Annotated in this window: 24 protein-coding genes, 1 tRNA gene and 2 pseudogenes; 8 read left to right on the top strand and 19 right to left on the bottom strand. The window is 59.8% G+C overall.

The window, feature by feature from the left end; all coding sequences use genetic code 11:
* Nucleotides 1-14: 14 nt before the first annotated feature.
* A tRNA-Met gene (locus tag ACR1XV_RS18690) sits at nt 15-91 on the top strand.
* Here ACR1XV_RS18690 and tnpB read toward each other — a convergent pair.
* The gene (gene tnpB / locus ACR1XV_RS18695; RefSeq protein WP_480534337.1) at nt 48-1,070 is read right to left on the bottom strand and encodes an IS66 family insertion sequence element accessory protein TnpB; all 1,023 of its coding nucleotides are present in this window, start codon (nt 1,068-1,070) and stop codon (nt 48-50) included. The genes ACR1XV_RS18690 and tnpB overlap by 44 nt on opposite strands.
* On the bottom strand, nt 1,067-1,468 hold the full coding sequence (locus ACR1XV_RS18700; protein ID WP_480534130.1) for a transposase: 402 nt from the start codon (nt 1,466-1,468) through the stop codon (nt 1,067-1,069). The genes tnpB and ACR1XV_RS18700 overlap by 4 nt, the downstream gene beginning before the upstream one ends.
* 386 nt (nt 1,469-1,854) lie before the next feature.
* On the opposite strand from ACR1XV_RS18700, the pseudogene ACR1XV_RS18705 reads away from it, so the two are divergent.
* The 3 genes and pseudogenes from ACR1XV_RS18705 to ACR1XV_RS18715 all read left to right on the top strand — a co-directional run.
* Nucleotides 1,855-1,917 (top strand): annotated as a pseudogene (locus tag ACR1XV_RS18705) (hypothetical protein); the annotation flags it as partial.
* A 56-nt stretch (nt 1,918-1,973) separates the two neighbouring features.
* Nucleotides 1,974-2,144 (top strand): annotated as a pseudogene (locus ACR1XV_RS18710) (IS6 family transposase); the annotation flags it as partial.
* Nucleotides 2,145-2,382: 238 nt separating this feature from the next.
* Nucleotides 2,383-2,928, top strand: coding sequence for a hypothetical protein (locus ACR1XV_RS18715; RefSeq protein WP_480534132.1), 546 nt, complete (start codon nt 2,383-2,385; stop codon nt 2,926-2,928).
* On the opposite strand, the gene ACR1XV_RS18720 is transcribed toward ACR1XV_RS18715, so the two are convergent.
* From ACR1XV_RS18720 to ACR1XV_RS18740, 5 genes are all read right to left on the bottom strand, one after another.
* Entirely contained in the window at nt 2,925-3,728 is an 804-nt protein-coding gene (locus ACR1XV_RS18720; RefSeq protein WP_480534134.1) for a polysaccharide pyruvyl transferase family protein, read from the bottom strand. The two genes, ACR1XV_RS18715 and ACR1XV_RS18720, sit on opposite strands and share 4 nt — an antisense overlap.
* Nucleotides 3,729-3,762: 34 nt before the next feature.
* Nucleotides 3,763-5,175, bottom strand: coding sequence for a glycosyltransferase family 29 protein (locus tag ACR1XV_RS18725; RefSeq protein WP_480534136.1), 1,413 nt, complete (start codon nt 5,173-5,175; stop codon nt 3,763-3,765).
* Nucleotides 5,176-5,586: 411 nt separating this feature from the next.
* Nucleotides 5,587-6,318 carry an amino acid ABC transporter ATP-binding protein gene (locus ACR1XV_RS18730; protein WP_480534138.1) on the bottom strand — a complete coding sequence of 244 codons (732 nt, stop codon included), beginning with the start codon at nt 6,316-6,318 and terminating at the stop codon, nt 5,587-5,589.
* Nucleotides 6,318-7,151, bottom strand: coding sequence for an amino acid ABC transporter permease (locus ACR1XV_RS18735; RefSeq protein ID WP_480534140.1), 834 nt, complete (start codon nt 7,149-7,151; stop codon nt 6,318-6,320). The genes ACR1XV_RS18730 and ACR1XV_RS18735 overlap by 1 nt, the downstream gene beginning before the upstream one ends.
* A 1-nt stretch (nt 7,152) precedes the next feature.
* Entirely contained in the window at nt 7,153-7,968 is an 816-nt protein-coding gene (locus ACR1XV_RS18740) for an ABC transporter substrate-binding protein (RefSeq protein WP_480534142.1), read from the bottom strand.
* A gap of 351 nt (nt 7,969-8,319) precedes the next feature.
* On the opposite strand from ACR1XV_RS18740, the gene ACR1XV_RS18745 reads away from it, so the two are divergent.
* Nucleotides 8,320-10,710: an autotransporter family protein gene (locus ACR1XV_RS18745; protein ID WP_480534144.1), complete on the top strand. Its 2,391-nt coding sequence runs from the start codon at nt 8,320-8,322 to the stop codon at nt 10,708-10,710.
* 62 nt (nt 10,711-10,772) lie between these two features.
* Here the strand turns inward: ACR1XV_RS18745 and ACR1XV_RS18750 are convergent, their stop codons facing one another.
* The 10 genes from ACR1XV_RS18750 to hmgA all read right to left on the bottom strand — a co-directional run bounded on the left by ACR1XV_RS18750 (nt 10,773) and on the right by hmgA (nt 20,029).
* A complete protein-coding gene (locus ACR1XV_RS18750; RefSeq protein ID WP_480534146.1) occupies nt 10,773-12,164 on the bottom strand; it encodes an aminotransferase family protein in 1,392 nt (463 codons plus the stop codon).
* Between the two features lie 304 nt (nt 12,165-12,468).
* Nucleotides 12,469-12,801, bottom strand: a complete 333-nt coding sequence (locus tag ACR1XV_RS18755) for a DOPA 4,5-dioxygenase family protein (RefSeq protein ID WP_480534148.1) — start codon at nt 12,799-12,801, stop codon at nt 12,469-12,471.
* 90 nt (nt 12,802-12,891) lie between these two features.
* On the bottom strand, nt 12,892-13,530 hold the full coding sequence (maiA, locus tag ACR1XV_RS18760; RefSeq protein ID WP_480534149.1) for a maleylacetoacetate isomerase: 639 nt from the start codon (nt 13,528-13,530) through the stop codon (nt 12,892-12,894).
* Nucleotides 13,531-13,537: 7 nt separating this feature from the next.
* Nucleotides 13,538-14,080 (bottom strand): VOC family protein, encoded by a 543-nt coding sequence (locus ACR1XV_RS18765; protein WP_170671183.1) that lies wholly within the window; start codon nt 14,078-14,080, stop codon nt 13,538-13,540.
* A 5-nt stretch (nt 14,081-14,085) separates the two neighbouring features.
* Nucleotides 14,086-14,283, bottom strand: coding sequence for a DUF2783 domain-containing protein (locus ACR1XV_RS18770; protein WP_480534150.1), 198 nt, complete (start codon nt 14,281-14,283; stop codon nt 14,086-14,088).
* Nucleotides 14,284-14,288: 5 nt separating this feature from the next.
* Nucleotides 14,289-15,899, bottom strand: a complete 1,611-nt coding sequence (locus ACR1XV_RS18775) for an FAD-dependent oxidoreductase (protein ID WP_480534152.1) — start codon at nt 15,897-15,899, stop codon at nt 14,289-14,291.
* Between the two features lie 137 nt (nt 15,900-16,036).
* Nucleotides 16,037-16,987: an MBL fold metallo-hydrolase gene (locus ACR1XV_RS18780; RefSeq protein WP_480534154.1), complete on the bottom strand. Its 951-nt coding sequence runs from the start codon at nt 16,985-16,987 to the stop codon at nt 16,037-16,039.
* A gap of 3 nt (nt 16,988-16,990) precedes the next feature.
* Nucleotides 16,991-17,347, bottom strand: a complete 357-nt coding sequence (locus ACR1XV_RS18785) for a VOC family protein (RefSeq protein ID WP_480534156.1) — start codon at nt 17,345-17,347, stop codon at nt 16,991-16,993.
* A gap of 3 nt (nt 17,348-17,350) precedes the next feature.
* A complete protein-coding gene (fahA, locus tag ACR1XV_RS18790; RefSeq protein ID WP_480534158.1) occupies nt 17,351-18,607 on the bottom strand; it encodes a fumarylacetoacetase in 1,257 nt (418 codons plus the stop codon).
* A 66-nt stretch (nt 18,608-18,673) separates the two neighbouring features.
* Nucleotides 18,674-20,029: a homogentisate 1,2-dioxygenase gene (hmgA, locus tag ACR1XV_RS18795; RefSeq protein WP_480534160.1), complete on the bottom strand. Its 1,356-nt coding sequence runs from the start codon at nt 20,027-20,029 to the stop codon at nt 18,674-18,676.
* Nucleotides 20,030-20,087: 58 nt separating this feature from the next.
* Between hmgA and ACR1XV_RS18800 the strand changes: the two genes are divergently transcribed.
* Nucleotides 20,088-20,540 carry a MarR family winged helix-turn-helix transcriptional regulator gene (locus ACR1XV_RS18800; protein ID WP_480534162.1) on the top strand — a complete coding sequence of 151 codons (453 nt, stop codon included), beginning with the start codon at nt 20,088-20,090 and terminating at the stop codon, nt 20,538-20,540.
* Nucleotides 20,541-20,602: 62 nt separating this feature from the next.
* A complete protein-coding gene (locus tag ACR1XV_RS18805) occupies nt 20,603-21,841 on the top strand; it encodes an adenylate/guanylate cyclase domain-containing protein (protein WP_480534164.1) in 1,239 nt (412 codons plus the stop codon).
* A 66-nt stretch (nt 21,842-21,907) separates the two neighbouring features.
* On the opposite strand, the gene ACR1XV_RS18810 is transcribed toward ACR1XV_RS18805, so the two are convergent.
* Entirely contained in the window at nt 21,908-22,795 is an 888-nt protein-coding gene (locus ACR1XV_RS18810) for an AEC family transporter (RefSeq protein WP_480534166.1), read from the bottom strand.
* Between the two features lie 218 nt (nt 22,796-23,013).
* On the opposite strand from ACR1XV_RS18810, the gene ACR1XV_RS18815 reads away from it, so the two are divergent.
* A complete protein-coding gene (locus ACR1XV_RS18815; protein WP_480534168.1) occupies nt 23,014-23,823 on the top strand; it encodes a division plane positioning ATPase MipZ in 810 nt (269 codons plus the stop codon).
* Nucleotides 23,824-23,972: 149 nt separating this feature from the next.
* On the opposite strand, the gene rpmE is transcribed toward ACR1XV_RS18815, so the two are convergent.
* Nucleotides 23,973-24,194 (bottom strand): 50S ribosomal protein L31, encoded by a 222-nt coding sequence (rpmE, locus tag ACR1XV_RS18820; RefSeq protein ID WP_480534171.1) that lies wholly within the window; start codon nt 24,192-24,194, stop codon nt 23,973-23,975.
* Nucleotides 24,195-24,198 lie beyond the last annotated feature (4 nt).

Below are 24,198 nucleotides of genomic sequence, written 5' to 3' on the forward strand. Positions count from 1 at the left end.
CCAACCAAAAGTGTCGCGGGATGGAGCAGCCCGGTAGCTCGTCAGGCTCATAACCTGAAGGTCGTAGGTTCAAATCCTACTCCCGCAACCATTAGAGTCGAACAAGCCGCCGCAGGGCGGCCTTGTTCATTCTGGGATGCTCCCAGCGCAAGCAATCCCGCCAGCTCTCCAATGAGTTCAATTGCATACGTCCCATCTTCCGGGACTAACCGGATCTCCGACAATAGGCCACGAATGATGGGTGTTGCCTCAGCTTGCGAAGAAGGATTCCGCAATGCTGTGGTCAAATTGGCGACTTGTTCCTGATACACATCGGACAATCCGGGATGCAGCAAAACCGGTGGTTCATCAGAGGCGGAGGCGATCAGGGCTTCGAGTTCCGATTTGCGAACCTCCAACGCAGTCAACTTATCCTTCATGCTGGCGTGAAACATGCCATCGCTGATGGCGTCTATGAGATGTGCGATCTTGCGCTCGATCTGCGCCAGATCACGTGTCGCGTTACTCCGTTCCTGTTGAATGGAACCGGCAAGACGGTTGCATTCCTCTTGATAGGCTTTGGTGAATTCCGCGATCAGATCAGGATGCAGCAACTGTTCCTTGAGGCCGGAGAGAACACGGTCTTCGAGCTCCGCGCATTTGATCGTCAGCCGATTATCGCAGGTGCCTTTGTTCCGTTGGGTGGAGCAGCCGAAATAGTGGTTGCCGACTTGGATGACGCCGCCGCCACAACACCCGCAGGTTGGGAAGGTTGCACGGTATCCCGTATGAGGAACAGCGCCCCGATAAAGCCAAGCAAAACAGCAGAGACTGCGCTCTTGCTCAGGGCTTGGTGCCCCACAACTGCCGATATTCTCGATCCGTTTATTGAGCAGGACAAAACCGGTCCCATCCCAAACTATGAGCTTCATCCGGTCCGCGCGTTTTGGACGGAAAACAAATATGGCGCCGCTGAAGGGATCGAGGTCGAATTCATTTAGAACGTTCGCAGCCAAACCATCCATGCCTTTACGAAAATCAACCGGCTTGCTGGCGACGTAAAATTTGAAGTTACCGGCTGGGGAAATCATGATTGGCTACCCATCGCGAGTGCGATTTTGACTAGGTCGTTCACCGGGTAATCGACTGGAAAAGACAAAGTGCTTTCCCGGCGCGTCAGTAGAATGCGATTGTCAGTTTCCGGATCGCGGTTTGGCTGTGCCGCTTCGTTAACGACAACTTCCGAAAAGATCCGTTCTTCGCTCCGCGCGACGCTTCTGACCCGTGACGATTTCACGTCTGACCTCCATTTATAGACGAGGGATTGCGAAACGTTGCAATCCTCCATGATGTCACCAACAGTCAGTTTGCCCAGTTCAAGTTTGGTTTTGACAAACCGCTTGAAGCTGGGCGGCCAGACACGGCGTCCGCCCGCGTGCACTTCGATGGTGAAGCCATAGACTTGGAATGACCGTGGGAATTGCCCCACATGGCTGCCGCCTCTCGTTTTTTTGGCAGCATGCCATGGCGGCCAGAGACAGATCAGAGGCTAATTAGGGGGGCAGATGCAACGCTTATGGTTTTCCTGCTCTTGGGAGATCCGCAGCGGAATCGATCCAAGCGTGAAGTTCTTCAATTAGAGTTTCTGAAAGTCCGGTGCATCAGCCAGTGCTTGGCTGGAAACGGCAACAAAAAGCGGGGCGATCACGGCAAGTGTGATGCGTTTTAAAGAGAACAGCAGCCCCTCCGACCGAGCAAGTATGGATTTGCCGCAAGCCTAGCTGGCCAGTACACTCGACGGCAAAAGACAGTTTTTCATCGCCTGATGAGAAAGATTTGCGCGTGAAGAAATAGCGGATACTTCCATTCTTGGCCGTGAAAGCATTCGAGGCCGCGGCGCGACATCAAAGTTTCCAAGATGCCGCAGATGAGTTCTGTTTATCCCCCGCCGCTATTTCGCTTCAGATCCGAGCTCTCGGAGACTATCTTGCGACGAACGCGCCATGCAGCGCTTCAGGCGTGTGCGAAGTTTACAGAAATTCGCTTCCGTCCACTCCTCCGTCTACAACCATTTCAATCACGAAAGAGCCCCCAGCAGCCGAGACACCGTCGAGCTGACGCGTACCGCTGCTCTTGCTGAGTGGCGCCAACTTTGTTCCGGATAGGAACACGGTTCCCGCGGCAAACTGAGGCTGGTTAGAATTCGCCTGACACCACCCTCGCAGAAACTGGACCGGCCGCGCGCGTGTCAGAGGCATTGAAAACGGGCCTTGACCGCATCCATCTCAAAAGAAAAACTAGGAAACACGACCGTCGCCCAACTGTGTCAGGTCAAATGTAGTAGGTCTTCGGGTCTGTACCCGGAGTGTATCCTTATATGCGCTGTTCGGAAGGTGCTTTTTTATGACTGAAACCTTCGGCTTGGAGGCTTTGACCAGGTTTGTAAAAGGGCGCCGGGTGGCGCTTGTCGGCAACGCCCAAAGCCTTCTGGAGAATCCAAAGCCTGAACTCGCCAATTACGACGTTATTGTTCGGATGAACCGCGGTATGGAGACCGCATCAAAAACCGGCTGTGATCGTACCGACATTCTGCTGTTGTCGGCCTTCACTGAATTACTTCCGGACTTGATAACTCAAGGTGCCAAGATCGTTTACATGAGCCCTGCGAAACGCGACAGAATTCCACCTGAGCACAAAGCGAAACTGCATTTTTATCCGGTTGATTGGTGGGAAGAATTGCATACAGCGATAGGTGAAAGACCCTCAACGGGATGTATGGGCATTCATATGATGGCCCGGATGATAGAATCCGGAAGCCTGCATTTATACGGTTTTGACTTTTGGAGATCTCCAACGGCCTACAATATGATCAACCGCCCGGGCCCCCACAGCCCATCTGCTGAAGAACGCTTTGCCATGGACACTGTTGGCAGGCAGAACGTGCACTAAAGGGACATGGTCCATTTGGGTTGCGCTTCCATCCAATCGAATAGGCGCTCATAGCTTTCAGTGTTCTTTGTTGGCCACGATAGATTTGCTTTCAAATCCGCAAATTCCGTAAAAATCGGGATATCGCTCTGCGCGGTTTCTATGAGCCCGGTGATTTTATGTGTGTTTCCGGTAAGCGCGACAAACGGCAGCCGGGCCTTGCAGGACGCGTAAACCGCATGATGTCGACCGGTAATCAACATCGATGCTGTGGACATCGACCGGACGAGATGTGACCATGACCATTCTTTGAGATCGATGTAGACAAAGCGTTTCGCCCAGGCTCCGGTAACTTTCGCGAATGTGCCGAATTCGCGCGAGAAAAAATCAGTGACCAGAACGGCCCCGTCAAAGTCGTAAGGCTCGACATCATCGATCTCACATGAGTATGCGGCATCAAGATATACCTGCGCATCGACCCCGACTTTGGCCAGTTCGCGGGCTGAACATATTTCCCGGGCAATCACACGATCACAGCGTTTCAAAATTTCAGCGTATTCCCTCGGGTTTTCTTCCCAAACGGTGTTTACAAGAGTCGCGCGCTTTCCGGAATCGATGGTCTGACGAATTTTCTCCATCTTCCTTTTGCAAGCTTTGCTGTCGTGATGCATGGAACCTTCGCCATTCACAACGAGCAGATCGAAGTCCTCTTCGCTGCCCACAACTTCACCATAACTCAGTGCGTCTTTTAAGATGACCTGATACACCGCATCCGACCCGCAGTGATACCCGGTGTGATCGCCTTCTATCTGGATTTTCATATGTGTCCTTGACGGCCCTAAAGCGCCGTCCCTTCTAAGTGGTTAGTCCATGAAAGATATCGGCTTCTAACGCCCATCGGTGCGTCAAGGCCGGAGGAGGCCCGCCAAAGTATCGCGCAGATTGTGCTGCCGGATCAATTTGATCCAAAAACGAAAAGCCAAAGCAACTGTCTTTCGAGAGCGTTCCCCGTAGGGATTTCACGTACGACAAGAATGCAAGACCCAAGCTCGGCTCAGCCTTCAATTTGTGCTGCAACGCGCGGTGGCTGCCGCTGGGAAGCGCTGCCATCTGAACACCATTTTGATGCAATGCGACCCAACGCGCCCAATTGCGCGGCACAAACACGAAATCATACGTGCAGATGACGGCGCAACGCGCCGTGGCGCTTCTCGCGTTGAGCCCCGCGTTGTCGCCAGGCCCCCGTCCGTGAATTGTAAATTTCCGCCCGTAGTCGCCTGAAAACTGCTCGTTAAGTTCGAAGTAGTTGAACCTGACCACCTCATCGTGCGCATCGATTTGTGCCCCTCGGTGTTTGCCGATTTCGCAGGGTGAATTGCCAACGATGGCCAAAGAGACGTCCGCTGCGGCCACGCGTTCCGCCAGCAAAGCTGTCTGCGCATCGAGATGATCGTGAAGCGCTATGTAGGGTTGCATCGCTTCCGTTCCCCGGCTGCTTGCCATCAAGTACCGAGCAAGCGGCAGAACAGATGTAAATCGTTTCTGGAGTTTCGGCTCAGAGGCTAATACGTCTTCGACCAGATCCCAGTCATCTACTCTTGCGGCCAGAGCGGCGCAGGCTAGTTGCGCGGCAGCGTCTGCCTTGGGTTGAGCTGTAAACATCTGCCAAAGATCACGGGCCAACGTGCGGCTTGGGCCATCATAGCGCCACAAATGGTGCAGCCACTCGCTCAGCACGACACCATATCCTTCGGGTTTGAGCTCTAAAACCTCCAGGACCAGCGCCTCGTTCTTCTGATCGTGAACTCTGCACCGGACCCGGAGCAGAAAAGACGTCATCAGCCGCGCACCTCGTGTGTCATCCGTGGTCTGCGCGCCAAGAAGTATCTGGTCCGCCAGGACCACTGCTGAGTGCGTTAGAATGGCGCGTGCCGCCAACACGATGCGAACAGCCCCAATGTCTGCCGCTTCGCCGGATTGGAGTGCAATGTCGTTAGCGATCAAGCCTGCCTGGCTTAAATCACGGTGAAGAAGCGCTTGATCAAACTCTACAAATAAGGAGCGAGCATGGGTGTCGGCAGAGGGTGCCCAGGTAGCTGTATCACCGACAAGGCCATCGAAAACACGGAAAAGACGGCTCGTGGATGGGTTTTTGCAGAAGTCGTTGTAGGCATTCCTGCTGCTGACCCAGCGTTCACTCGACAGGGTATCCGGCACGCTGTCCGCACTGTTCGCACTCATTCGAAAATCCATAGGTATCGCGCTCATTCCCTGGCACCTTGACACCAGTAAAGAAGACGGTGAATGAACACAAGCCCGGCAGCGCCCCGGTTTAAAACGGGATCACGCGCGTAGCACCGGTAGCTTTTGCGGTTTACGTTTTGCACTGGCAAATCGAGGTAGCGACAAGCCAACCGGCTTCATTCTCTAGCTTGTTGAGCCGCGCTTGGTCTAAGCTAAGGTCGCATTGCTAGAGTCGACCTTCGCCGCGAGTGAATCCTCTCCCGCAACCAAACTCTCCTCAACGAAAGCAATGTATTAAGAGACGGTTGATTGGTAACGCGCTTAGCGTTGGCCGCGCTGTAGGAGAGTTCCTTTGAAACCTGCACGGATGTGATAAGCCTGCTCGGTCAACAATAGTTCACCGACTGTTCAACCCACACCCGGACCTCGTCAGGTCTACTTCAACGCACGGGCCAGAAAAGCGCGGGTGCTGGGCTCTGATGGTGCGTTGAACAGCTGTCCTGGCGGGCCTTCCTCGAGGATGCGGCCGCTGTCCAGAAAGCACACCTTGTCGGCGGCCTCGCGGGCGAAACCCATCTCATGCGTTGCCATCACCATTGTCATGCCCTGCTGTTTCAGCAGCAGCAGAACGTCCAGCACCTCGCCCACCAGTTGCGGGTCCAGCGCCGAGGTGATCTCGTCGAACAACATGACCTCGGGTTGCATCGCAAGCGCACGGACGATGGCCACCCGCTGCTGCTGGCCGCCCGAAAGCTGGTCGGGATAGTTCTGCATCCGGTCGGTCAGACCGAACCGGGCGAACAGGGCCTCGACCTCGGGCAGCAGGGCGCTGCGGGACAGGCCGCGGACCCGGCGGGGGGCCAGCAGGACATTGTCCAGCGCGGTCATGTGGGGGAACAGGTTGAAGCTTTGGAACACGATGCCGATGCGGGCGCGGACCGATTGCGGGTTGAGGCCGGGGACCGAGATATCCTCGCCATCCAGAAAGATCGCACCGTCCTCGATCGGTTCCAGCAGGTTGATGCAGCGCAGCAGGGTGGACTTGCCCGACCCGGACGCACCGATCAGGCAGACCATCTGGCCCTCGTCCACGGTCAGGTCGATCCCGTCACAGACCGTGCGATCGCCAAAGCGTTTGACCACGCCCTGCAGTTCCAGCTTGGGCATCAGCGTCTCTCTCGCATCTGGCGGGCCATCAGGTGATCGGCATAGCGGGTCGCCGGAACGGTGACGATCAGAAAGATGATGGCCGCGCCCACATACGGGGTGAAGTTGGCGAGCAGCGATTTGAAGACCCCGGCCTGGCGGAAGATTTCGACCGGGCCGATGAAGCTGAGCAGCGAGACATCCTTTTGCAGCGCGATCAGCATGTTCATCTGCGAGGGCACCACGTTGCGGATGGCCTGCGGCAGCACCACGTCGCGCATCACCTGCCGCTCGGACAGGCCCAGCGACAGGGCTGCGGCGCGCTGACTATGGTGCACGCTGTCGATGCCCGAGCGGAAGATTTCGGCGACATAGGCTGAATAGGTCAGCACCAGCGCCAGCGTGCCCCAGATATAGGGCGAGTTCCAGGGCCGCGGCAGGCCCAGCCCCGGGATCCCGAACCCGATGAGATAGACGGTCAGGATCACCGGCACGCCGCGGAAGATATCGGTGAAGGCGGCACCGAAGATGCGCAGCGGAAACAGCGCAGGCGACTTGGCGTCCCGCGCCAGCGCGATCAGCAGGCCAAGCACGGCGATGGCCGGGGCTGACCAGGCGAAGATCATCACGTTGATCCGGAACGCGTCCAGCAGCTTCGGGAAGGTTTCGACCAGAACCGCGCCATTGAAAAAGCTCTGCTGGACCTTGGCCCAGCCCGGTGCCAGCGGCACCAGAAGCCAGAGCGCGGCAACGACCGTGATCGTGCTGGTCGCCGCGATCAGCAGCGACCGGCGGCGCTGCTGCGCTTCAAAGCGTTCGCGGCGGGTCATGCCATCCGCCTTGCGACTGTTCATGTTACCGGATCAGGGGCACACCGGTGGAATCCTGCAGCCACCGGGCTTCGATCTCGGCCAGCTGGCCGCTTTCGGTCAGTGCCGCCAGCGCCGCGTCGATGCAGGCCTTCAGCGGGTTGCCTTCTTCCATCAGCATTCCGAACTGGTCGGGATTGTCGCTTTGATCGGCGGGGAACTGGCCGATAACCTTTGACCCCTCGATCATCACCGCGCTCAGGAACAGGGCGGTGGGCAGGTCGAACAGCGCCGCGTCGATCTGGTTGGCGGTCATCGCGGCGTTGACATCCGCATTGTCACCATAAAGCAGCGGGTCGCTGTCGGGCTGGATGATACGGGCCAGTTGCGGCACGGCGGTAGTGGTGCCCACCGCCCCCCATTGCAGCCCCTTTAGGGCTTCGAGCGTCAGGGCAGTTTCGGCGGCGTTGGCGCTGACCAGAACCGCCATCGGGGCGGTGTAATAGGGGGTCGAGAAATCAACGACCTGATCGCGCTCGGGCGTGATCGAGTATTGCTGCATGTTGACGTCGAATTCCTTGGCCCCGGGCTGGATCGCCTCGTCGAACGAGGATCTGACCCAGACCACATCTTCGGGGGCAAAGCCCATCTGCTGGGCCACGGCAAAGGCCACGGCGGCCTCGAACCCTTCACCCTTTTCGGGCGCGTCGTCGACGACCCAGGGGTAATAGGCCGGATTGCCGGTCGCGACGGTGAACTTGCCCTCGGTCAGCGTCTTGCCCGCGGCACAGTGGTGATCGGCATAAGCGGTTGTTGACACAACCAAAAACGAAGTTGTCGCAAGCGAAAGCGCCCTGAACATCAGCTGAAACCTCCTGCTGGATTGTTTGCAGCTACGGTAGTTCTGCTGGTCGAGCCTGTCCAGCCACGCCGGTCAAGCGCGGGAATCGCGTCTGGCGGCGGGTATGGTTAACCGCGCTGGTGATAGTGCGGATTCCGGAAACAAAAGGGCTGTGGTGTGGTGAATGTGCAATAGAGGGCCGCCGAAAGGTTTAGCAGCGGTTGCCTCATTTGCGCCAAACTTCGACTCTGGGTAGAAAATTTACAATCTGTTAACGAATGAAATATGTAGGGGTGTCGGAACATGAATGGATGCGCGGCAGAACGCGTACGCGTTACGCGTGGCGGTCGTCTGATCAGGTGGAAAGGGCAGGTGGCAAGCCTTGCGCCGTCCCTGTTTCTGGCATCGGCGTCGATCGCTGCACTGATCGCGGGCGGTGCGACGGCACAGGTGATCTCGGATCAGCAGACCACTCCGCTCGATTTTAGCAATGACGAGGATATTACGATCACCTCGACGGGTTCGGTCGAACTGACCAGCGGCACCGATCCTGCGGTGACGATCGCGCCGGACACGGACTATTCAAGCACCTTCACCAATAATGGTACCATCATCGCACCCATTCCGGCCATTTCGCAGGGCACCGGGGTGTTTGTGGAAAGTCAGCTCCTGCCAGGGGGCCGGATTATCAACAATGGGTCTATTGAGGTTGTCTCGGAATCGGTGAACCTTGTGGTATCCCGCGGGATCAACTTCGGCGATGTGATGGGCGGCGCGGTTATCAACACGGGCGACATCACCACCGGGGCGACTCGGCAGGGCGGTTTGGCCGTGGCAACGGGCCTGAACTTTGCCAGCGTTGTCGTGGCCGGGGCGTCGGTGGAGAATTCGGGCAACATTACTGCTTTCGCTGAGGGCAGCGAAACGAGCAACCTGCTTGCCCTTGGGCTGGCGTTCAACCGGGACGTTACAGCCAACGTCACCAACAGCGGCTCGCTTGTCGCAACAGGGCGCGATGGAGCCACGGTCGAGGCGATCGGTACGCAAATCCTGCTCGGGCATACGCTGACGGGTGATTTCGGCAACTCAGGTGAAATCAGGGCGAGTATCGAGAATGCGGAGTCTGCACTTGCAGTGGGAACCCGCATTCAAGCGCTGATGACTGGGGATGTGAACAACAGCGGTTCGGCGATGGCCGAAGCCGAGGCGGCGACCTCGGCGATCGCAACGGCCTATTCGCTGACTGCGGACGTCGACGGCAACATTCATAACTCCGGCATGATCAGCGCCCGGGCGGAAAGCCCAACTTCGGCAACAGCCGCCGGTGTCGGCATCGGCGGGCAGCTGCGCGGGGATATTCGCAATACCGGTTCGATCTCGGCCGAGGCTGTGGTCAGCGCCGGATCGGGCACCGGGACTGCAACGGCGGTTGAGGTCAACGACATGCAGGGCGTGTTCTCGAACCAAGGGTCCATCATGGCGGCAGCCTCGGGGCCGGGGCAAGGGAATGCGATTGGCGTGCGGTTTGAAAACTTCGACGGCGTCATTACCGATGTGGGTCGTATTGCGGCCACCGCAACTAATGGCAACGCATATGCGATCTATCTGGGCACTGGCTCGGGCACGCTGAACATCGACAGCCGGGATGATGTGACCGGGCTGATCCGCGTTCAGGATCACACGGTCAATCTGGACGCTCAGGGCGGTAGCGCGGTCTTTTTCTTCGAAGATGCAGCCCCGGGCTCGGGCGCTTTTGTGACGACGGTTTCCGATGGCCGCTCGGCGTGGTTCGTCGATGACGAGGGTGGGTCTGACCCGATCTACGCTGTCATAGACGGGGCAGATATTGCCGCGTCCGGCGATATCGCGGCGTATTACGGATCGGTCGTGGGCCGCACAGTCGAAGCCCTGCGCTATGATCCGCCGGAACAGGTCACGCAGGGACAGGCCTTTGCCGGCAATTTCGGCGGGTTCCGCCCCTTCGCGATGATCGATGCCGAGTTCCGCCGGTTCGAGAACACCCCCGACATCAATACGGATCTGACCGTGTTCAACGGCGTGGCCGGTTACTCCGGTCAGGCCGAGAACGGCCTGACGATGGCCTTCGGGCTGGGCGTTTTCCGGTCTGACGGGGATACCGACACAACCGATTTCGACACCACGGGTGTCTATCTGGATGCTGCCTTTGGTCGCCAGTTCGGGGCCTTTACGGTCGAAGGCGGGGTGGGCTTTGGCTGGCTCGACACCGATCGCTCGCGTCAGGTTGCCGGCAACCCGGACGCCGAGGCCGATTTCGACAGCACCCTGTTCACCGCCCATATCGGCGCGGAACGCAGCTTTGAGCTCAAAGATACCCTCGATCTGCTGGGCTTCGGCAATGTCCGCTATACTCGTCAGGAAGATGACAGCTACACCGAAACCGGCTCGGTCGCGAATGCAAGCGTCGGCGATACCACCACCGAGGTCATCGAGGCGCGTGTGGGGGTCGAGGCCAGAAAATCGTTGGCCGATGGTGGCCTTCTGATCGGTCGGCTCAGCGGCGTCGTACGGCGGGATCTTGGCGATACCGATGCCGAGGTGACGGTCTTCTCGGATACGCAGACCCTGTCATTTGCCTCGACCGATTTCACCGGAGCCAGCCTGCTGGTCGGATATGAGCATGACCTGCCCAACAACATGCGGTTCGAGGTCACCGCCGAGCATGAGATCGGCGATGCCGCTCAGGGGCCGAATTTCCTGGCCGGTCTAAGCTGGAATTTCTGATCAGCGGACAAAAAACCCGCCGTTGATCGGCGGGTTTTCTGAAACCGGCAACAGCTGTTTGCTCAGCCGAACACCCGACCCAGCGCGCCATCCACGGCGTCGGTGATCTGGTCAACGTCGTCCGGTGTGACGATCAGCGCGGGCGAGAAGCACAGCGTGTTGTTCTTGCCGGGGACCGAGCGGTTGGTGACGCCGATGATCACGCCCTGTGCCATGCAGTCGGCCACAACCGCCTGCGCCAGCTTCTCGTCTACGGGTTCCCGCGTCGAGCGATCCGAGACCAGTTCAGCCCCCAGAAACAGGCCCTTGCCGCGCACATCGCCGACGACCTTGTGCTTTTCCATCAGCGCCTGAAGATTGCCCCTCATGCGCTCGCCCATCGCCGTGCAGTTTTCCAGCAGGTTCTCATCCTCGATGATGCGCATGTTCTCGACCGCCGCGGCGGGCCCGGCGGTGCAGCCGCCAAAGGTCGAGATGTCGCGGAAATAGTTCAGCGGGTCCGAGGCGTCGTCCTTGAACATCTCGAACACCTCCTCGGTGGTCACCAGACAGGCGATCGCCGCATAGCCCGAGGCGACGCCCTTGGCCATGGTCACGAAATCCGGCTTCACACCGTAATGCTGATAGCCGAACCATGTGCCGGTCCGGCCCACGCCGCAGACGACCTCATCAATGTGCAGCAGAATGTCGTATTTCTTGCAAATCTCCTGCACCCGCTGCCAATAGCCTTCGGGCGCTTCGATGACGCCGCCGCCCGCGGTCACCGGTTCAAGGCACAGCGCACCGACAGTGTCGGGGCCTTCGCGCAGGATGACCTCTTCGATCTGATCGGCGGCCCATTCGCCGAAATTCTCTTCGGGCGCGCCGTCCAGCTCGTGCTTGCGGTATTCCATGCAATGGGGCACGCGCACGAAATCGGGGGCGAAGGGTCCGTATTGCGCATTCCGCTCGTCCTGACCGCCCGCCGACATCGCCGCCAGGGTGCCGCCATGATAATCGCGGTCGCGGTACAGGATCTTGGTCTTCTTGCCGCCATAGCGCTTATGGGCGATCTGACGAACCATCTTGAATGCCTTCTCGTTCGCCTCCGAACCCGAGTTGGTATAGTAGACCCGGCTCATGCCTGGCATCTTGCCAATCAGCTTCTCGGCAAAGATCGACCCCGGGATCGAACCCGCAGACTGCGCAAAATAACATAGCTTCATCAACTGATCATAAACGGCCTTGCAGATGGTTTCGCGGCCATAGCCCACATTCACCGTCCAGACCCCGCCGGAAACCGCATCCAGATGCTCTTTGCCGTTCTGGTCCCAGACGCGCATCCCCTTGCCCTCGACAATGATGCGCGGATCATTGGTCTCGAAGGGCTTATGCTGGATCAGATGATGCCAGATATGGGCGCGATCGGCTTCGACAATGCGGGAAAGATCGTTTTCGTTGAACGTGCCGTCCATGACAGGTCCTTTCAGAATGTGGCGCGCCAAGGCGAAGCCCGGTCGGAGGCGCAGGAACGTGATGCCGTAGATCAGCGCGAATGAGACCCGCGCAGTAGGGCCAGATTAGCCCATAGAATAGCGCCAGTGTATCAAAATCACCCATCCCTGCGGATTTGCTTCGCACGGTTCGATCCCGCCAAGCCCCCAAAGGCGCACGTCCGCCCCAATGCTCCCCTGCTTCTTCTGTTCAAAAATACTTCGGGGGAGGCGCAGCTTGCTGCGACGGGGCAGAGCCCCCAAACCGGCGGCCAAGCGTAGGCATTCAGTCGAAGATCGACAGATCCAGCGCCAGCATCTCACCCATCCAGACGGTGCGGTCGCGGTGATCGGTCAGATGATCGCCGGTTTCCGGGTGGGTAAAGACTGTCAGCCCCTTCCGGTTCAGGATCAGCCAGGGAAAGACCTGATCGAACACCCCTGCGGGAAAGCCCAACTGGCAGCTCCAGCGCGGGTGCGGGCCGACATTTCGGGCGTGCATCCGGCCCATCTGCACGTCCGGGAACAGGCTCGCTGCCTCTTCGCAGACCTGCTGCGCCGTTTGCTGCGTTTCGGCGTCGAAATAGACATGGGCGTGATAGCCGGTGATCTCTGGCATTGGGAACCTCCCGTGTGTCGGATGCACCCAATTTAGGCCCGCTTCCGTGTTTTGCCCACACGCGCCGATACACAGACCGTGTGCGCAGCCTCAGGCGGGGGCGTGCATATCCGGGTGCGCCGCCGCAAAGGCGGGATGGTCCGCACAGACCGCTTCGACCGCCAGCAGGCGGGGCATATCGGACAGGTCGACCTCCCAGCGGCGGGCGTTGTATAGCTGCGGGATCAGGCAGATATCGGCGAGACCGGGCGCGTCGCCGGTGCAAAATGGTGTCTGCTCGAACCCGCCCAGCAGCGCCTCAAAAGCCAGCAGACCGGGGCGGATGAAATGGCGCATCCAGTCGCCGGGCATATCGCCTGCACCGCCGCTCAGCGCGGTCGCGTGGCGCGCGACCGACAGGTTGCAGACCGGGTGGATATCCACCGCGATACTGTGTGCCAAAGCCCGCGCCGCCGCTCGGCGGGCCGGGTCCTGCGGTAGCAGGCCCATTTGCCGGGTCTCATCCAGATAATCGAGGATCGCCAGCGATTGCGTCAGGCGCAGCCCGTCAATCTCAAGCACCGGCACCAGCCCTTGCGGATTGCGCGCCAGATGCTCCGGCGCGCGATGTGCTCCGCCGACCAGATCGACCACCACCGGGCGATAAGTGATGCCTGCCAGATTTAGGGCGATCCGCAGCCGGTAGCTGGCAGAGGATCGCCAGTAGTCATAGAGAACCACATCAGACATTCAGTGTTCAGCCCTTGCTCAGTTCCTTGGCGTGCAGCCAGTCGGCGTGCTGAGGCGCCTTCTTGGTGCGCGACCATTCCTCGAGCATATCCCATTTGACCGAATCCAGCCGGGCCAGCATGGCCTCTTCTTCCGGATCGGGGCAAGCCAGTTCGACGCGGTGTCCATTGGGATCGAAGAAATAGATCGAGTGAAAGATCGAATGGTCCGTGACGCCCAGAACCTCGACCCCGTTGGCCTCGAGGTGATCCTTGAAGGCGATCAACTCGTCGCGGTCTTTCACCTTGAAGGCAATGTGCTGCACCCATTTCGGCGTGTTGGGATCGCGGCCCATTTCGGGCTTGGTGGGCAGCTCAAAGAAGGCCAGCACGTTGCCGTTGCCGGCATCCAGAAACAGGTGCATGTAAGGATCGGGTTCATGGGTCGAGGGGACATGGTCTTCGGCAATCGCCAGAATGAAATCCATGTTCAGCATCTTGCCATACCATTCGACGGTCTCTTTCGCGTCCTTGCAGCGGTAGGCGACGTGGTGAATCTGTTCGATTTTCATAACGCTTATCCTTGTTTCAGAGCGGCCGCATTCAGCGCCTGTTTCAGCACGGCGTTGTCGCCGATGTGGTTGGCCAGAACCAAGACCAGCCGCGCGTTCAGCGCGTCGCTGTCGGCTTTCTCAAGACCCTCATGCGCGGCCAGCAGGTCGGCATAGAAATCATCCGCATGGGTCAGGTTGGGAGACAGGATCAGATCGGTCATATCGCTTACTCCTTGCCGGTGGCGCGGCGGACCGCGTGCCGGAATGCGTTTTCTTCATAGCTGTCGCGGCGCGCCGCCACGTGCTGATCGGGCCGGATCAGATAGACCGCGCTGGTGGCCTCGCCCAGATAGCGGCGCTTCAGCGTCAGCGTGGGGTCGTCCTTGACCGACAGCGCAAGGCGCTTGACCACGACCCCGTCGACCTCAATCTCATCCGGTGCGTCGGCGTCGATGGTCAGCAGCGTGAACTGCCCGGCCAGCTTTGACAGCAGGAAACCGTCGCCCAAGGGTGCATCGGGGCAGGGCGCGCCGGGGCGGGTCTGGGCCGGGCCATTCAGCGCATCCGCCGAGTTCAGCGGCGAGCCGTCATAGACGCAAGGCACGCTCAGCCGGCCCGAGTTCACCATGGGACGGGCGAAATCGTAATGCTCGCTCAGATCCAGCACCGCATCGCGCAGCAGGCGGGACATCTGCGATTTCGGCGTGATGAAATCGGTGGAGCGGGTCGAGTTCAGGATGTTCTCATCCGCACCGTGGATACGCTCGGTATCGTAGCTGTCCAGCAGCGATTCAGGCGCTTTGCCGTCGATCACCAGCTTCAGCTTCCAGCACAGGTTGTCGGTGTCTTGCAGACCGGAATTCGCCCCGCGCGCGCCAAACGGGCTGACCTGATGGGCGCTGTCGCCGGCAAAGATCACGCGGCCATGGCGGAACTGCTCCATCCGGCGGCACTGGAAAGTATAGATACTGACCCATTCCAGCTCGAACTCCACGTCGTCGCCTAGCATGGCCTTGAGGCGCGGGATCACGTTTTCGGGGCGCTTTTCGCGTTCCTTGTCGATGTCCCAGCCCAGCTGCAGGTCGATGCGCCAGACCCCGTCGGGTTGCTTGTGCAGCAGCGCCGATTGCCCCTTGTTGAATGGCGGATCGAACCAGAACCAGCGCTCCGAGGGGAAATCCGCCTCCATGATCACGTCAGCGATCAGGAAGTTGTCTTCGAACACGCGGCCCACGAAATCCTTGCCCAGCATGGTGCGCATGGGCGAGGCGGCCCCGTCGCAGGCGATCACCCAGTCGGCCTCGACCGTATAGGACCCTTCGGGGGTTTCGACCTCAAGCTTAGTGTGGTCGGGATGGGTGCCGACCGCCTCGACCTTGTTGCGACCGCGGATCTCGATCGGCGCGCCCTGGGCCTGCAATTCGCGGACCCGGTCGACCAGATATTCTTCGAAGTAATATTGCTGCAGGTTGATGAAAGCGGGGCGCTGATCGCCGCTGTCGGGCTGCAGATCGAACTCATAGACCTGACGTTCGTCGAAGAACACCTTGCCGGTGTTCCACAGAACGCCCTTGTCCACCATCGGCTGGCCACAGCCCAGACGATCCAGAATTTCCAGCGGGCGTTTGGCAAAACAGATGGCGCGGCTGCCGAAGCTGACCTTGTCATTGTCGTCCAGCACCAGAACCTCGACCCCCTGCTGGGCCAGATCGATGGCGGCGGCCAGACCCACGGGGCCTGCACCGATGACGATGACCTGATGGCGAACCGGTGCCGAAGCCGACTGGTCCGGGCTGGCCTCGTAGGCATAAAGTGGAACTTCGAAGATCTTGTTCACGGTCGTTCTCCCCAGTGTTCTGCGCGCCGGGCGCACCTCATCCGGTCTCCGGCGCGGTGCCGCGCGGAGGGTTCGTCTTAACGTTTCATCGTCAAATCCGGGCCGCTACGATCTGGATCAAATCCGGCCCGGAATTCTCAACCCTGCAGGGCCTCCCACATCTCAAGATCGCGCTGGGCGGTCCAGATGCGGGGGGTGTCGATGGCGCGCGCCTCGTCATAGGCGCGGGCGACGTTGAACGGCAGGCAATGTTCATAGATCGCGTAGTCGGCGAATTTCGGGTCGCATTCCGCGCGTACCGCATCCCAGGCCTCTTTCAGGCTGCCGCCGCGGGCCGCGACTTTGGCTGCGGGGCGATAGGTGCTTTCGACGAAATCGCGGGTGTTTTCGATGGCCGCGTTGACCATGTCTTTACCGACCAGAGCGTCGCCCCGACCCGGAGCGATGGCGTCCACGTCAAACCACTTGATCTCGTCCAGCGTGTCGCCCCAGTCGCTGAAATGCCCGTCGCCGCAGTAGCAGGCCGAGTGGTATTCGACGATGTCACCGGTGAACATGACGTTCTGGTCGGGCACATGAATGACGATATCGCCCGCCGTGTGGGCGCGGCCCAGATGCATCAGATCGACCCGGCGGTTACCCAGATAGACCGTCATCGTATCGCTGAACGTGGTGGTCGGCCATGTGAGGCCGGGGATGCTTTCATGCCCTTCAAACAGGCGCGGGAAGCGTTGGAATTCACTGTCCCAATCCTCTTGCCCGCGTTCCACGACCATGGCGCGGGCCATGTCCGACATCAGGATCTGTTGCGCGCCGAACGCGCTGGCGCCCAAGACGCGGACCGCGTGGTAATGAGTCAGCGCCACATGGGTGATCGGCTTGTCCGTCACCGAGCGCACGCATTCGATCACCTTTTGCGCCAGACGCGGGGTCGCCTGCGCCTCGACAATCATCACGCTGTCATCACCGATGATGACGCCCGAGTTCGGGTCGCCCTCGGCGGTAAAGGCGTAAAGGCCCTCGCCCACCTCGGTGAACGAGATCTTCTTTTCGGTCATATCCCCCTGGGATGCGAATGCCTTGGCCATTTCTTAGTCCTTTTGCAGAAATTCGAGCCGGTTTCCGAAAGGGTCTTCGGTGAAAAACCGACGGCGGTCATTTAGCTTTGTGTCCCAGTGTACTTTCTGACCGTAGGTTTCGATCTTTGCGGCAACCGCATCCAGATCGTTGACGACGAAACCCGGATGGGCCTTGCGCGCTGGTGAGAATTTTTCTTCGACACCCAAATGTAGCTCGCACCGACTCAACGCCAGCCAGAGACCACCACGCGCGCGCAGGGCTTCGGGCTTTGGCAACTCTTCCAGCCCCAGCGCATCGCTGCAGAAGGCCCGCGCGGTGGTCTCACCGCTTTCGGGGATCGCTATCTGGATATGGTCGACCTCGAACATCAATCAGCGCGCGTACAGATCGCTGAGGGCGGGCAGGACGGTGCCGGTGCAATCACCGAAGCCGATGGTATAGCCGTCGCCTTTGGCCGCGCCGGTGAGGGTCAGGGTGTCTCCGTCCTCGATAAAGCTGCGGGTCTCGCCGGTGTCGAGCGTCAGAGGCTCTTTCCCGCCCCAGCTGAGTTCCAGCAACGAGCCGCGCTCGGGCTTGGTCGGCCCCGAGATGGTGCCCGAACCCAGCAGGTCGCCGGTATTCATCGGGCAGCCCGAGGTCGTGTGATGGGCCAGTTGCTGCGCGGCCGAATAATACATCTGGTTGTAGTTCGTCGCGGCGATGGTCGTTGCCGGCTGGCCCTCGGGGGCCATGGTGATGGTGAGGTCGATGTCATAGAGCATCGGTCCGCAATCCTTCAGGTGATCCAGCAGTTCGAACTCGCGCGCAGGCGTGTCGCAGCGGAACGGTTCCAGCGCGGCCTTGGTTACGATCCAGGGGCTGATCGATGTGGCCGTGGCCTTGGCCTGGAACGGGCCCAGCGGCTGGTATTCCCACGCCTGAATGTCGCGGGCGGACCAGTCGTTTAGCAGCACGTAGCCAAAGATGGCGTCATCTGCCTCCTGCACCGAGATCGGGCCGTCCGAGGGCGTGCCGACAATGGCACCCATCTCAAGCTCGATGTCAAAGCGCCGGCAGGGCAGGAAGGCGGGCAGGTCCTGATCGGGGGATTTCAGCTGACCCCATGGGCGGCGGATATCGGTGCCTGAAACCACCACGGACGAGGCGCGCCCATTATAGCCGATCGGGATATGCAACCAGTTGGGCGGCAACGCGTTTTCGGGGCCGCGGAACATGGTGCCGACATTCTGGGCATGGTTCCGGCCCGCATAGAAATCGGTGTATTCGCTGACCGCGAAGGGCATGTGCATCTCGGCCTCGTCCTGCGGGATCAGCAACCCTTCGACCTTATGCTGCTCGTCCGAACCTTCGGCCAGCAGTGCGGTCAGGCGGTCGCGCAGGGCGGCCCAGACGGCGGGGCCTTCCTCCATCAGCGGGTTCCAGAAGGGCAGATCGAACAGGGGTTCGTCAGCCAGCGCGATCAGCCCGTCAGCCTCGGCCGCAGTCACGTCGAGGATCATGTCACCGATGGCCACGCCGCAGCGGGGTTCGGTTTTTTCGGTCGAAAAAACCCCATAGGGCAGGTTGTTCAGCGGAAACGGGTGGTCGGCGGAATTGGCCGATGTGACCCAGGATTTCTTCAAGGACATAGTGTCTCCAGACCTTTGTCAGGGGTCGAGATTATTCGACGAATAATCTCAGACCACAGACGGTGTTCATTTCTTGCCGGGGGTGCCGTCGAATTTCTTTTCGATGTCGCTCCAGCAGTCGATGTAATCATCCTGCAGCGGGGCTTCGGTGGCCGCAAATGCGGTCAGGTGCTGCGGGAAACGGGTTTCGAACATGAACGACATGGTATTGTCCAGCTTGTCCGGGCCGAGGTTCGAGTTCGATGCTTTCTCAAAGGCTTCCTTGTCCGGCCCATGTGGGATCATCATGTTGTGCAGGCTCATGCCACCGGGGACGAAGCCCTGCGGTTTGGCGTCATATTGGCCATAGATGTTGCCCATCAGCTCGGACATGATGTTCTTGTGATACCAGGGCGGGCGGAACGTGTCCTCCATCACCATCCAGCGTTCGCGGAACAGGACAAAGTCGATATTGGCCGTGCCCGGCTGGCCCGACGGCGCGGTCAGCACGGTGAAAATCGACGGGTCGGGATGGTCGAACAGGATCGCGCCGACCGGGCAATAGGTGCGCAGGTCGTATTTGTAGGGCGTGTAATTGCCATGCCATGCGACCACGTCCAGCGGGCTGTGGCCGATCTTTGTCGTGTGGAACTGCCCGCACCATTTGATCGTCACGGTCGAGGGCACCTCGCGGTCCTCAAATGCCGCCACCGGTGCCTTGAAATCGCGCAGGTTGGCCATGCAGTTGGCCCCGATCGGGCCGCGGCCCGGCAGTTCGAATTTCTGGCCGTAATTCTCGCAGACAAAGCCGCGGGCGGGGCCTTCCAACACCTCGACGCGGTACAGCAGGCCACGGGGAATGATCGCGATCTCTTTTGGTTCAAGGTCGATGATGCCCATCTCGGTGGCAAAGCGCAGGCGGCCTTCCTGCGGCACCACCAGCAGTTCGGAATCGGCCGAGAAGAAATAGTCATCCACCATCGACTCGGTGACCAGATAGATATGGCTGGCCATGCCGACCTGCGTGTTCACGTCGCCCGCGGTGGTCATCGTGCGCATCCCGGTCAGCCATGTCAGGCCTTCCTCCGAATGCGGCACCGGGTTCCAGCGGTACTGACCCAGCGAGATCACGTCGGGATCGACGCAGGGGGCCGATTTCCAGTAGGGCAGATCGATCTTCTCATACCGATGCGAATGCTTCACCGAGGGCCGGATGCGATAGCACCAAGTCCGCTCGGGCGGGTTGGCGGTGAAGGCTGTGCCGCTGAGTTGTTCGCCATAAAGGCCATAGTTACATTTCTGCGGGCTGTTCATGCCCTGCGGCAGCGCACCGGGCAGGGCCTCGGTTTCGAAGTCATTGCCAAAGCCGGGCATATAGCCGGGATGGGTGCCAACGGGTGTGCTGGCCTGGGTCATCTTGTGCGGATCGGTGGGGCGATTCATCGGACGCTCCTTCAAGTTGCTGCTTGTCGGATAATAGTTGATTTTGTAACTAACAAGAATGACCCAGCAGAATAATGACGAAAAAGATGAGTTTGATCTGCGAAATTTCCTGCCGTTCCTGTTGAATCAGGCGGCCGAGGAAAGCTCGTTAGAGTTTCAGCGCGTCTACAAGGACCGCTATGGGATGTTACGCACGGAATGGCGGGTGCTGTTTCACCTTGGCAATTATGGCGAGATGAACGCCAAGGACATCGGCCTGCGGGCCAAGATCCATAAGACCAAGATCAGCCGCGCGGTGCGCAAACTGGAACAGCGCCGGTATTTGCAAAGGCTGCGGGATGAAAATGACCGGCGGGTTGAGCAGCTATCGCTGACAAGCACAGGTCAGGCGGTGTATCGGGAACTGCGCGGCATTGCCCGGGATTATGATGCAAAGCTGGCGGCGCGCTTTACCACCGGTGAGGCCGCTTTGCTGCGCATGATGCTGCGGCGTCTGGCGGGGATGGACTGACGCACTGGTAATTCCGGGCAACCGCCCCCAGATTGTCAGGAGAACGGACACAGGAACGTGATATGACAGCCCCGGACCCCAACGCGGCGAAATCCCATGCTCTGATCGACTGGCTGGTGACGCGCGGCCTTGAGGGCGCGGATAAGGAAGACCTGCTGGACGGCTATTGCAACCGGCTGGTCGATTTGGGCGTGCCGCTGATGCGGTTCCACGCCGCCCAGCCCGCGCTGCACCCCGTCTATGGCGGCACCGGCTATAGCTGGTATCAGGGGCGCGGGGGCGATTTTCGGACCCACGAGTATTCCGAGACGCCCAGTGAAGAGTGGCAGAAAAGCCCGCTCTACGCCATTCTGAACGACGACGCCGACGTGATACGTGAACGGCTGGTGGATCAGAACGAGGCCAGCCGGTTCCCTCTGCTGAACGATCTGCGCGAACATGGTGCGACCGATTATTTTGCCACCGGCGTAAGCTTTGACGTGCCCAGCCACAGCAGCCGGCGCGATGCGAAAAAGGCTATTGACGGGGTGCTGATGTCCTGGGCCAGCAATGCGCCCGAAGGGTTTTGCGACGCGGATCTGGACCTGATCAACGCCGCGCTGCCGCATCTGGGGCTGGCGCTGAAATCGGCCTCGAACGCGCGGGTGTCACAGGATCTGATGCGGGTCTATCTGGGGCGCGATGCCGGGCAGCGCGTGTTGTCGGGTGAAATCCGTCGCGGATCGCTGCAGCAAATCGATGCCGTGATCTGGAATTTCGATCTGGAAGGCTTCACCAGCCTGTCCGAGGAATTGCCGGGGATCGAGATCATAGACATGCTGAATGACTACCTCGCCGTGGCGGTGGACGTGGTGCATGATTGCGGCGGCAGCATCCTGAAATTCATGGGCGACGGGGTGATGGCGATGTTCGATGTGGGCGAGATCGACGAAGACGCCCGCGCGGCGCTGGGCGCGGTCTCGGTGCTGCAGGAGCGTATGGCCGCGCTGAACACGCGCCGCCAATCTCAGGGGCAGCCGGTGGCGAACTATACGCTGGCGCTGCATTCGGGCGAGATTCTCTATGGCAATATCGGTGCCGACAGCCGTCTGGATTTCACGGTGATCGGTCCGGCGGTGAACCAGACGGCGCGGATCTCGGGGATGCACCGGTCTCTGGGCCAGCGTATCCTTCTGTCGGACGACGTGGCGCGCGCGGCGCAGCCTTGCCCGCAAGAGCTGATCTCGGTCGGGCGCTACATGCTGCGTGGAGTGGCTGAGCCGAAAGAGCTGTTCACCGTCTATGACGCCGCCGACGCGTAGTAGGCGATTTCATTCAATGAAATCGAACCGGAAACTTTCAAAGTTTCCGGGACCCGGCGGTGCCGGTCAGACCCAATAGGCCAGCACCATCGGCAGCACCAGAATCGTCGCCAGCGTTGAGACCAGGATGAACCCGGCGACATCCGGCCCGTATTCCGGCACATGCTGGTCGATGAACAGATAGGTCGCCACCGAAGACGGCATCAGACAGCACAGGATCACCGCGCCGCGCTCGGCCCCGGTAAAGCCGAAGGCCCAGACCAGCGTCCCGGCGATGACCACCGCCATCAGCAGATGCAGCCCCGTCAGCAGAATGGCGCGGCCCAGGCTGTTGATCCGCAGCGTGGCCAGGGTATGCCCCAGCGTCAGCAGCATCAGCGGGATCGACAGCCCGCCCAGAATGTCGAAGGATTTGGCCACCGGCTGCGGCAGGCTGTAGCCGGTTCCCATCAACACCAGCGACAGAGCCACCGCATAGATGATCGGTGAGGTTATCAGCTTCCTGATCGAGAAGGCTCCGGCGGGGATCCACATGCCAAGGGTGAAGATGCTGATCAGCACCACCACCACAAAGCCCATCGTATAGGCCATCCCCGCATTCCCCAGCGCCAGCAGGGTGATCGGCAGGCCGATATTGCCCACATTGCCATGCATCAGCGGCGTCAGGAACGCCCGCACCGGCAGCCGCAATAGCTTCAGGGCCGCGAACCCCAACACGCCGAAGCCCGCGATTGCCAGCGCCGCCGCGGTCATGACGTCCAGAAAGGTACCAATCGCGATCTTCGTGGTCGACAGATGCGACAGGATCAGCGTCGGATATCCCACTTTCGAGACGATCCCGCCGATGACTTTGTTGTCGAAGGGCGCTTTGATCACGGCCAGCCCATAACCGATTCCGGCGCAGATCAGCACCGGCAGAACCACGTTCAGGACGTTCAGAAACAGATGGTCCAAAGCGTGCTCCTGCCCGTGAAACCCCGCCGGGGACAGTGAAACAGAGGCATCAATTTAGCAAGGCTTCATCCTAACCCCTGCCCAGCACATGGTTTTCCAATTCAGAGCCTGATATTGCGCATGATCAGGGCCTCAGGTTCTTCCCTTCCCCTGCTACACAACATATAGTGGGTGCCAACAACGTGTGGGTAAACACGGCGGGACTTGGGAATACAGGCATGGCACATATCATCGTGGTCGGGAACGAAAAGGGCGGCGCTGGCAAATCGACCGTGTCGATGCATGTGGCCACCGCTCTGGCGCGGCTGGGGCACAAGGTCAGCACCCTGGATCTGGACCTGCGGCAGCGCAGTTTGGGGCGGTATTTCGAGAACCGGCTGAATTTCCTGAATGGCGCGGACCTGTCCCTGCCCAGCCCGCGACATCACGACCTGCCCGAGATTGACGCCAGCACCCTGAAGCCAGGCGAGAATATCTATGATCACCGCCTGTCGGCTGCGGTGGCCGAACTGGAAAGCGACAGCGACTTCATCCTGATCGACTGCCCCGGTTCGCACACCCGGCTCAGCCAGGTGGCGCATTCGCTGGCCGATACGCTGGTCACACCGCTGAACGACAGTTTCATCGATTTCGACCTGTTGGCGCGGATCGATTCCAAGGGCGAGAAAATCCTCGGGCCCTCGGTCTATTCCGAGATGGTCTGGAACGCGCGGCAGCTGCGCGCGCAGGCCGGGCTGAAGCCGATCGACTGGGTGGTGGTGCGCAACCGGGTGGGTACCCAGCGCATGGTCAACAAGGAAAAGATGCAGCGCGCCATCGAGATGCTGTCCCAACGCATCGGCTTCCGTGTCGCCTCGGGTTTTTCCGAACGGGTGATCTTCCGCGAGTTGTTCCCGCGCGGGCTGACGCTGCTGGATCTCAAGGATATCGGGGTCAAGCAGCTCAATATCTCGAATATCGCCGCGCGGCAGGAACTGCGGGACATGATGAAGGAACTGAATCTGCCCGGGGTCGAGATCGACTTTTGACGTGTGTCGCTGCTGCTATGGGTGCCCGGAAACTTTGAAAGTTTCCGGCCCGATTTCATTTGATGAAATCGCTCGCACGGCAGGGTGCGCTGTCCAAACAAAAAAGGCCGTCCTGATGGACGGCCTTTCGTGTCGAAACCGGGTCAGGCTCAGAAGCCCAGACCTTCGTATTTCTTCTTGAACTTCGACACACGGCCGCCGGCGTCCATCAGACGCGTGCCGCCGCCGGTCCATGCGGGGTGCACGGAGGGGTCGATTTCCAGGGCCAGCTGGTCGCCCTCGGCACCCCAGGTGGATTTCATCTGAACCACGGTGCCATCGGTCATTTTGACGTTGATGACGTGATAATCGGGATGGATGTCTTTTTTCATCTTT

The sequence above is a fragment of the Ruegeria sp. AD2(2025) genome, from assembly GCF_056542385.1.

Coding starts and splice junctions, on each gene's coding strand:
- ACR1XV_RS18770 (WP_480534150.1), bottom strand. CDS start 14,283: ATGACCGATCTGATCCTGTCTCCCAACCTGACCCATGCGGATGATTTC.
- hmgA (WP_480534160.1), bottom strand. CDS start 20,029: ATGAATCGCCCCACCGATCCGCACAAGATGACCCAGGCCAGCACACCC.
- ACR1XV_RS18730 (WP_480534138.1), bottom strand. CDS start 6,318: ATGCCCAAGCTGGAACTGCAGGGCGTGGTCAAACGCTTTGGCGATCGC.
- ACR1XV_RS18715 (WP_480534132.1), top strand. CDS start 2,383: ATGACTGAAACCTTCGGCTTGGAGGCTTTGACCAGGTTTGTAAAAGGG.
- ACR1XV_RS18755 (WP_480534148.1), bottom strand. CDS start 12,801: ATGCCAGAGATCACCGGCTATCACGCCCATGTCTATTTCGACGCCGAA.
- ACR1XV_RS18765 (WP_170671183.1), bottom strand. CDS start 14,080: ATGAAAATCGAACAGATTCACCACGTCGCCTACCGCTGCAAGGACGCG.
- ACR1XV_RS18750 (WP_480534146.1), bottom strand. CDS start 12,164: ATGGACGGCACGTTCAACGAAAACGATCTTTCCCGCATTGTCGAAGCC.
- ACR1XV_RS18785 (WP_480534156.1), bottom strand. CDS start 17,347: ATGTTCGAGGTCGACCATATCCAGATAGCGATCCCCGAAAGCGGTGAG.
- rpmE (WP_480534171.1), bottom strand. CDS start 24,194: ATGAAAAAAGACATCCATCCCGATTATCACGTCATCAACGTCAAAATG.
- ACR1XV_RS18805 (WP_480534164.1), top strand. CDS start 20,603: ATGACAGCCCCGGACCCCAACGCGGCGAAATCCCATGCTCTGATCGAC.
- tnpB (WP_480534337.1), bottom strand. CDS start 1,070: ATGATTTCCCCAGCCGGTAACTTCAAATTTTACGTCGCCAGCAAGCCG.
- ACR1XV_RS18800 (WP_480534162.1), top strand. CDS start 20,088: ATGACCCAGCAGAATAATGACGAAAAAGATGAGTTTGATCTGCGAAAT.
- ACR1XV_RS18815 (WP_480534168.1), top strand. CDS start 23,014: ATGGCACATATCATCGTGGTCGGGAACGAAAAGGGCGGCGCTGGCAAA.
- ACR1XV_RS18780 (WP_480534154.1), bottom strand. CDS start 16,987: ATGGCCAAGGCATTCGCATCCCAGGGGGATATGACCGAAAAGAAGATC.
- ACR1XV_RS18725 (WP_480534136.1), bottom strand. CDS start 5,175: ATGAGCGCGATACCTATGGATTTTCGAATGAGTGCGAACAGTGCGGAC.
- ACR1XV_RS18735 (WP_480534140.1), bottom strand. CDS start 7,151: ATGAACAGTCGCAAGGCGGATGGCATGACCCGCCGCGAACGCTTTGAA.
- maiA (WP_480534149.1), bottom strand. CDS start 13,530: ATGTCTGATGTGGTTCTCTATGACTACTGGCGATCCTCTGCCAGCTAC.
- ACR1XV_RS18740 (WP_480534142.1), bottom strand. CDS start 7,968: ATGTTCAGGGCGCTTTCGCTTGCGACAACTTCGTTTTTGGTTGTGTCA.
- fahA (WP_480534158.1), bottom strand. CDS start 18,607: ATGTCCTTGAAGAAATCCTGGGTCACATCGGCCAATTCCGCCGACCAC.
- ACR1XV_RS18720 (WP_480534134.1), bottom strand. CDS start 3,728: ATGAAAATCCAGATAGAAGGCGATCACACCGGGTATCACTGCGGGTCG.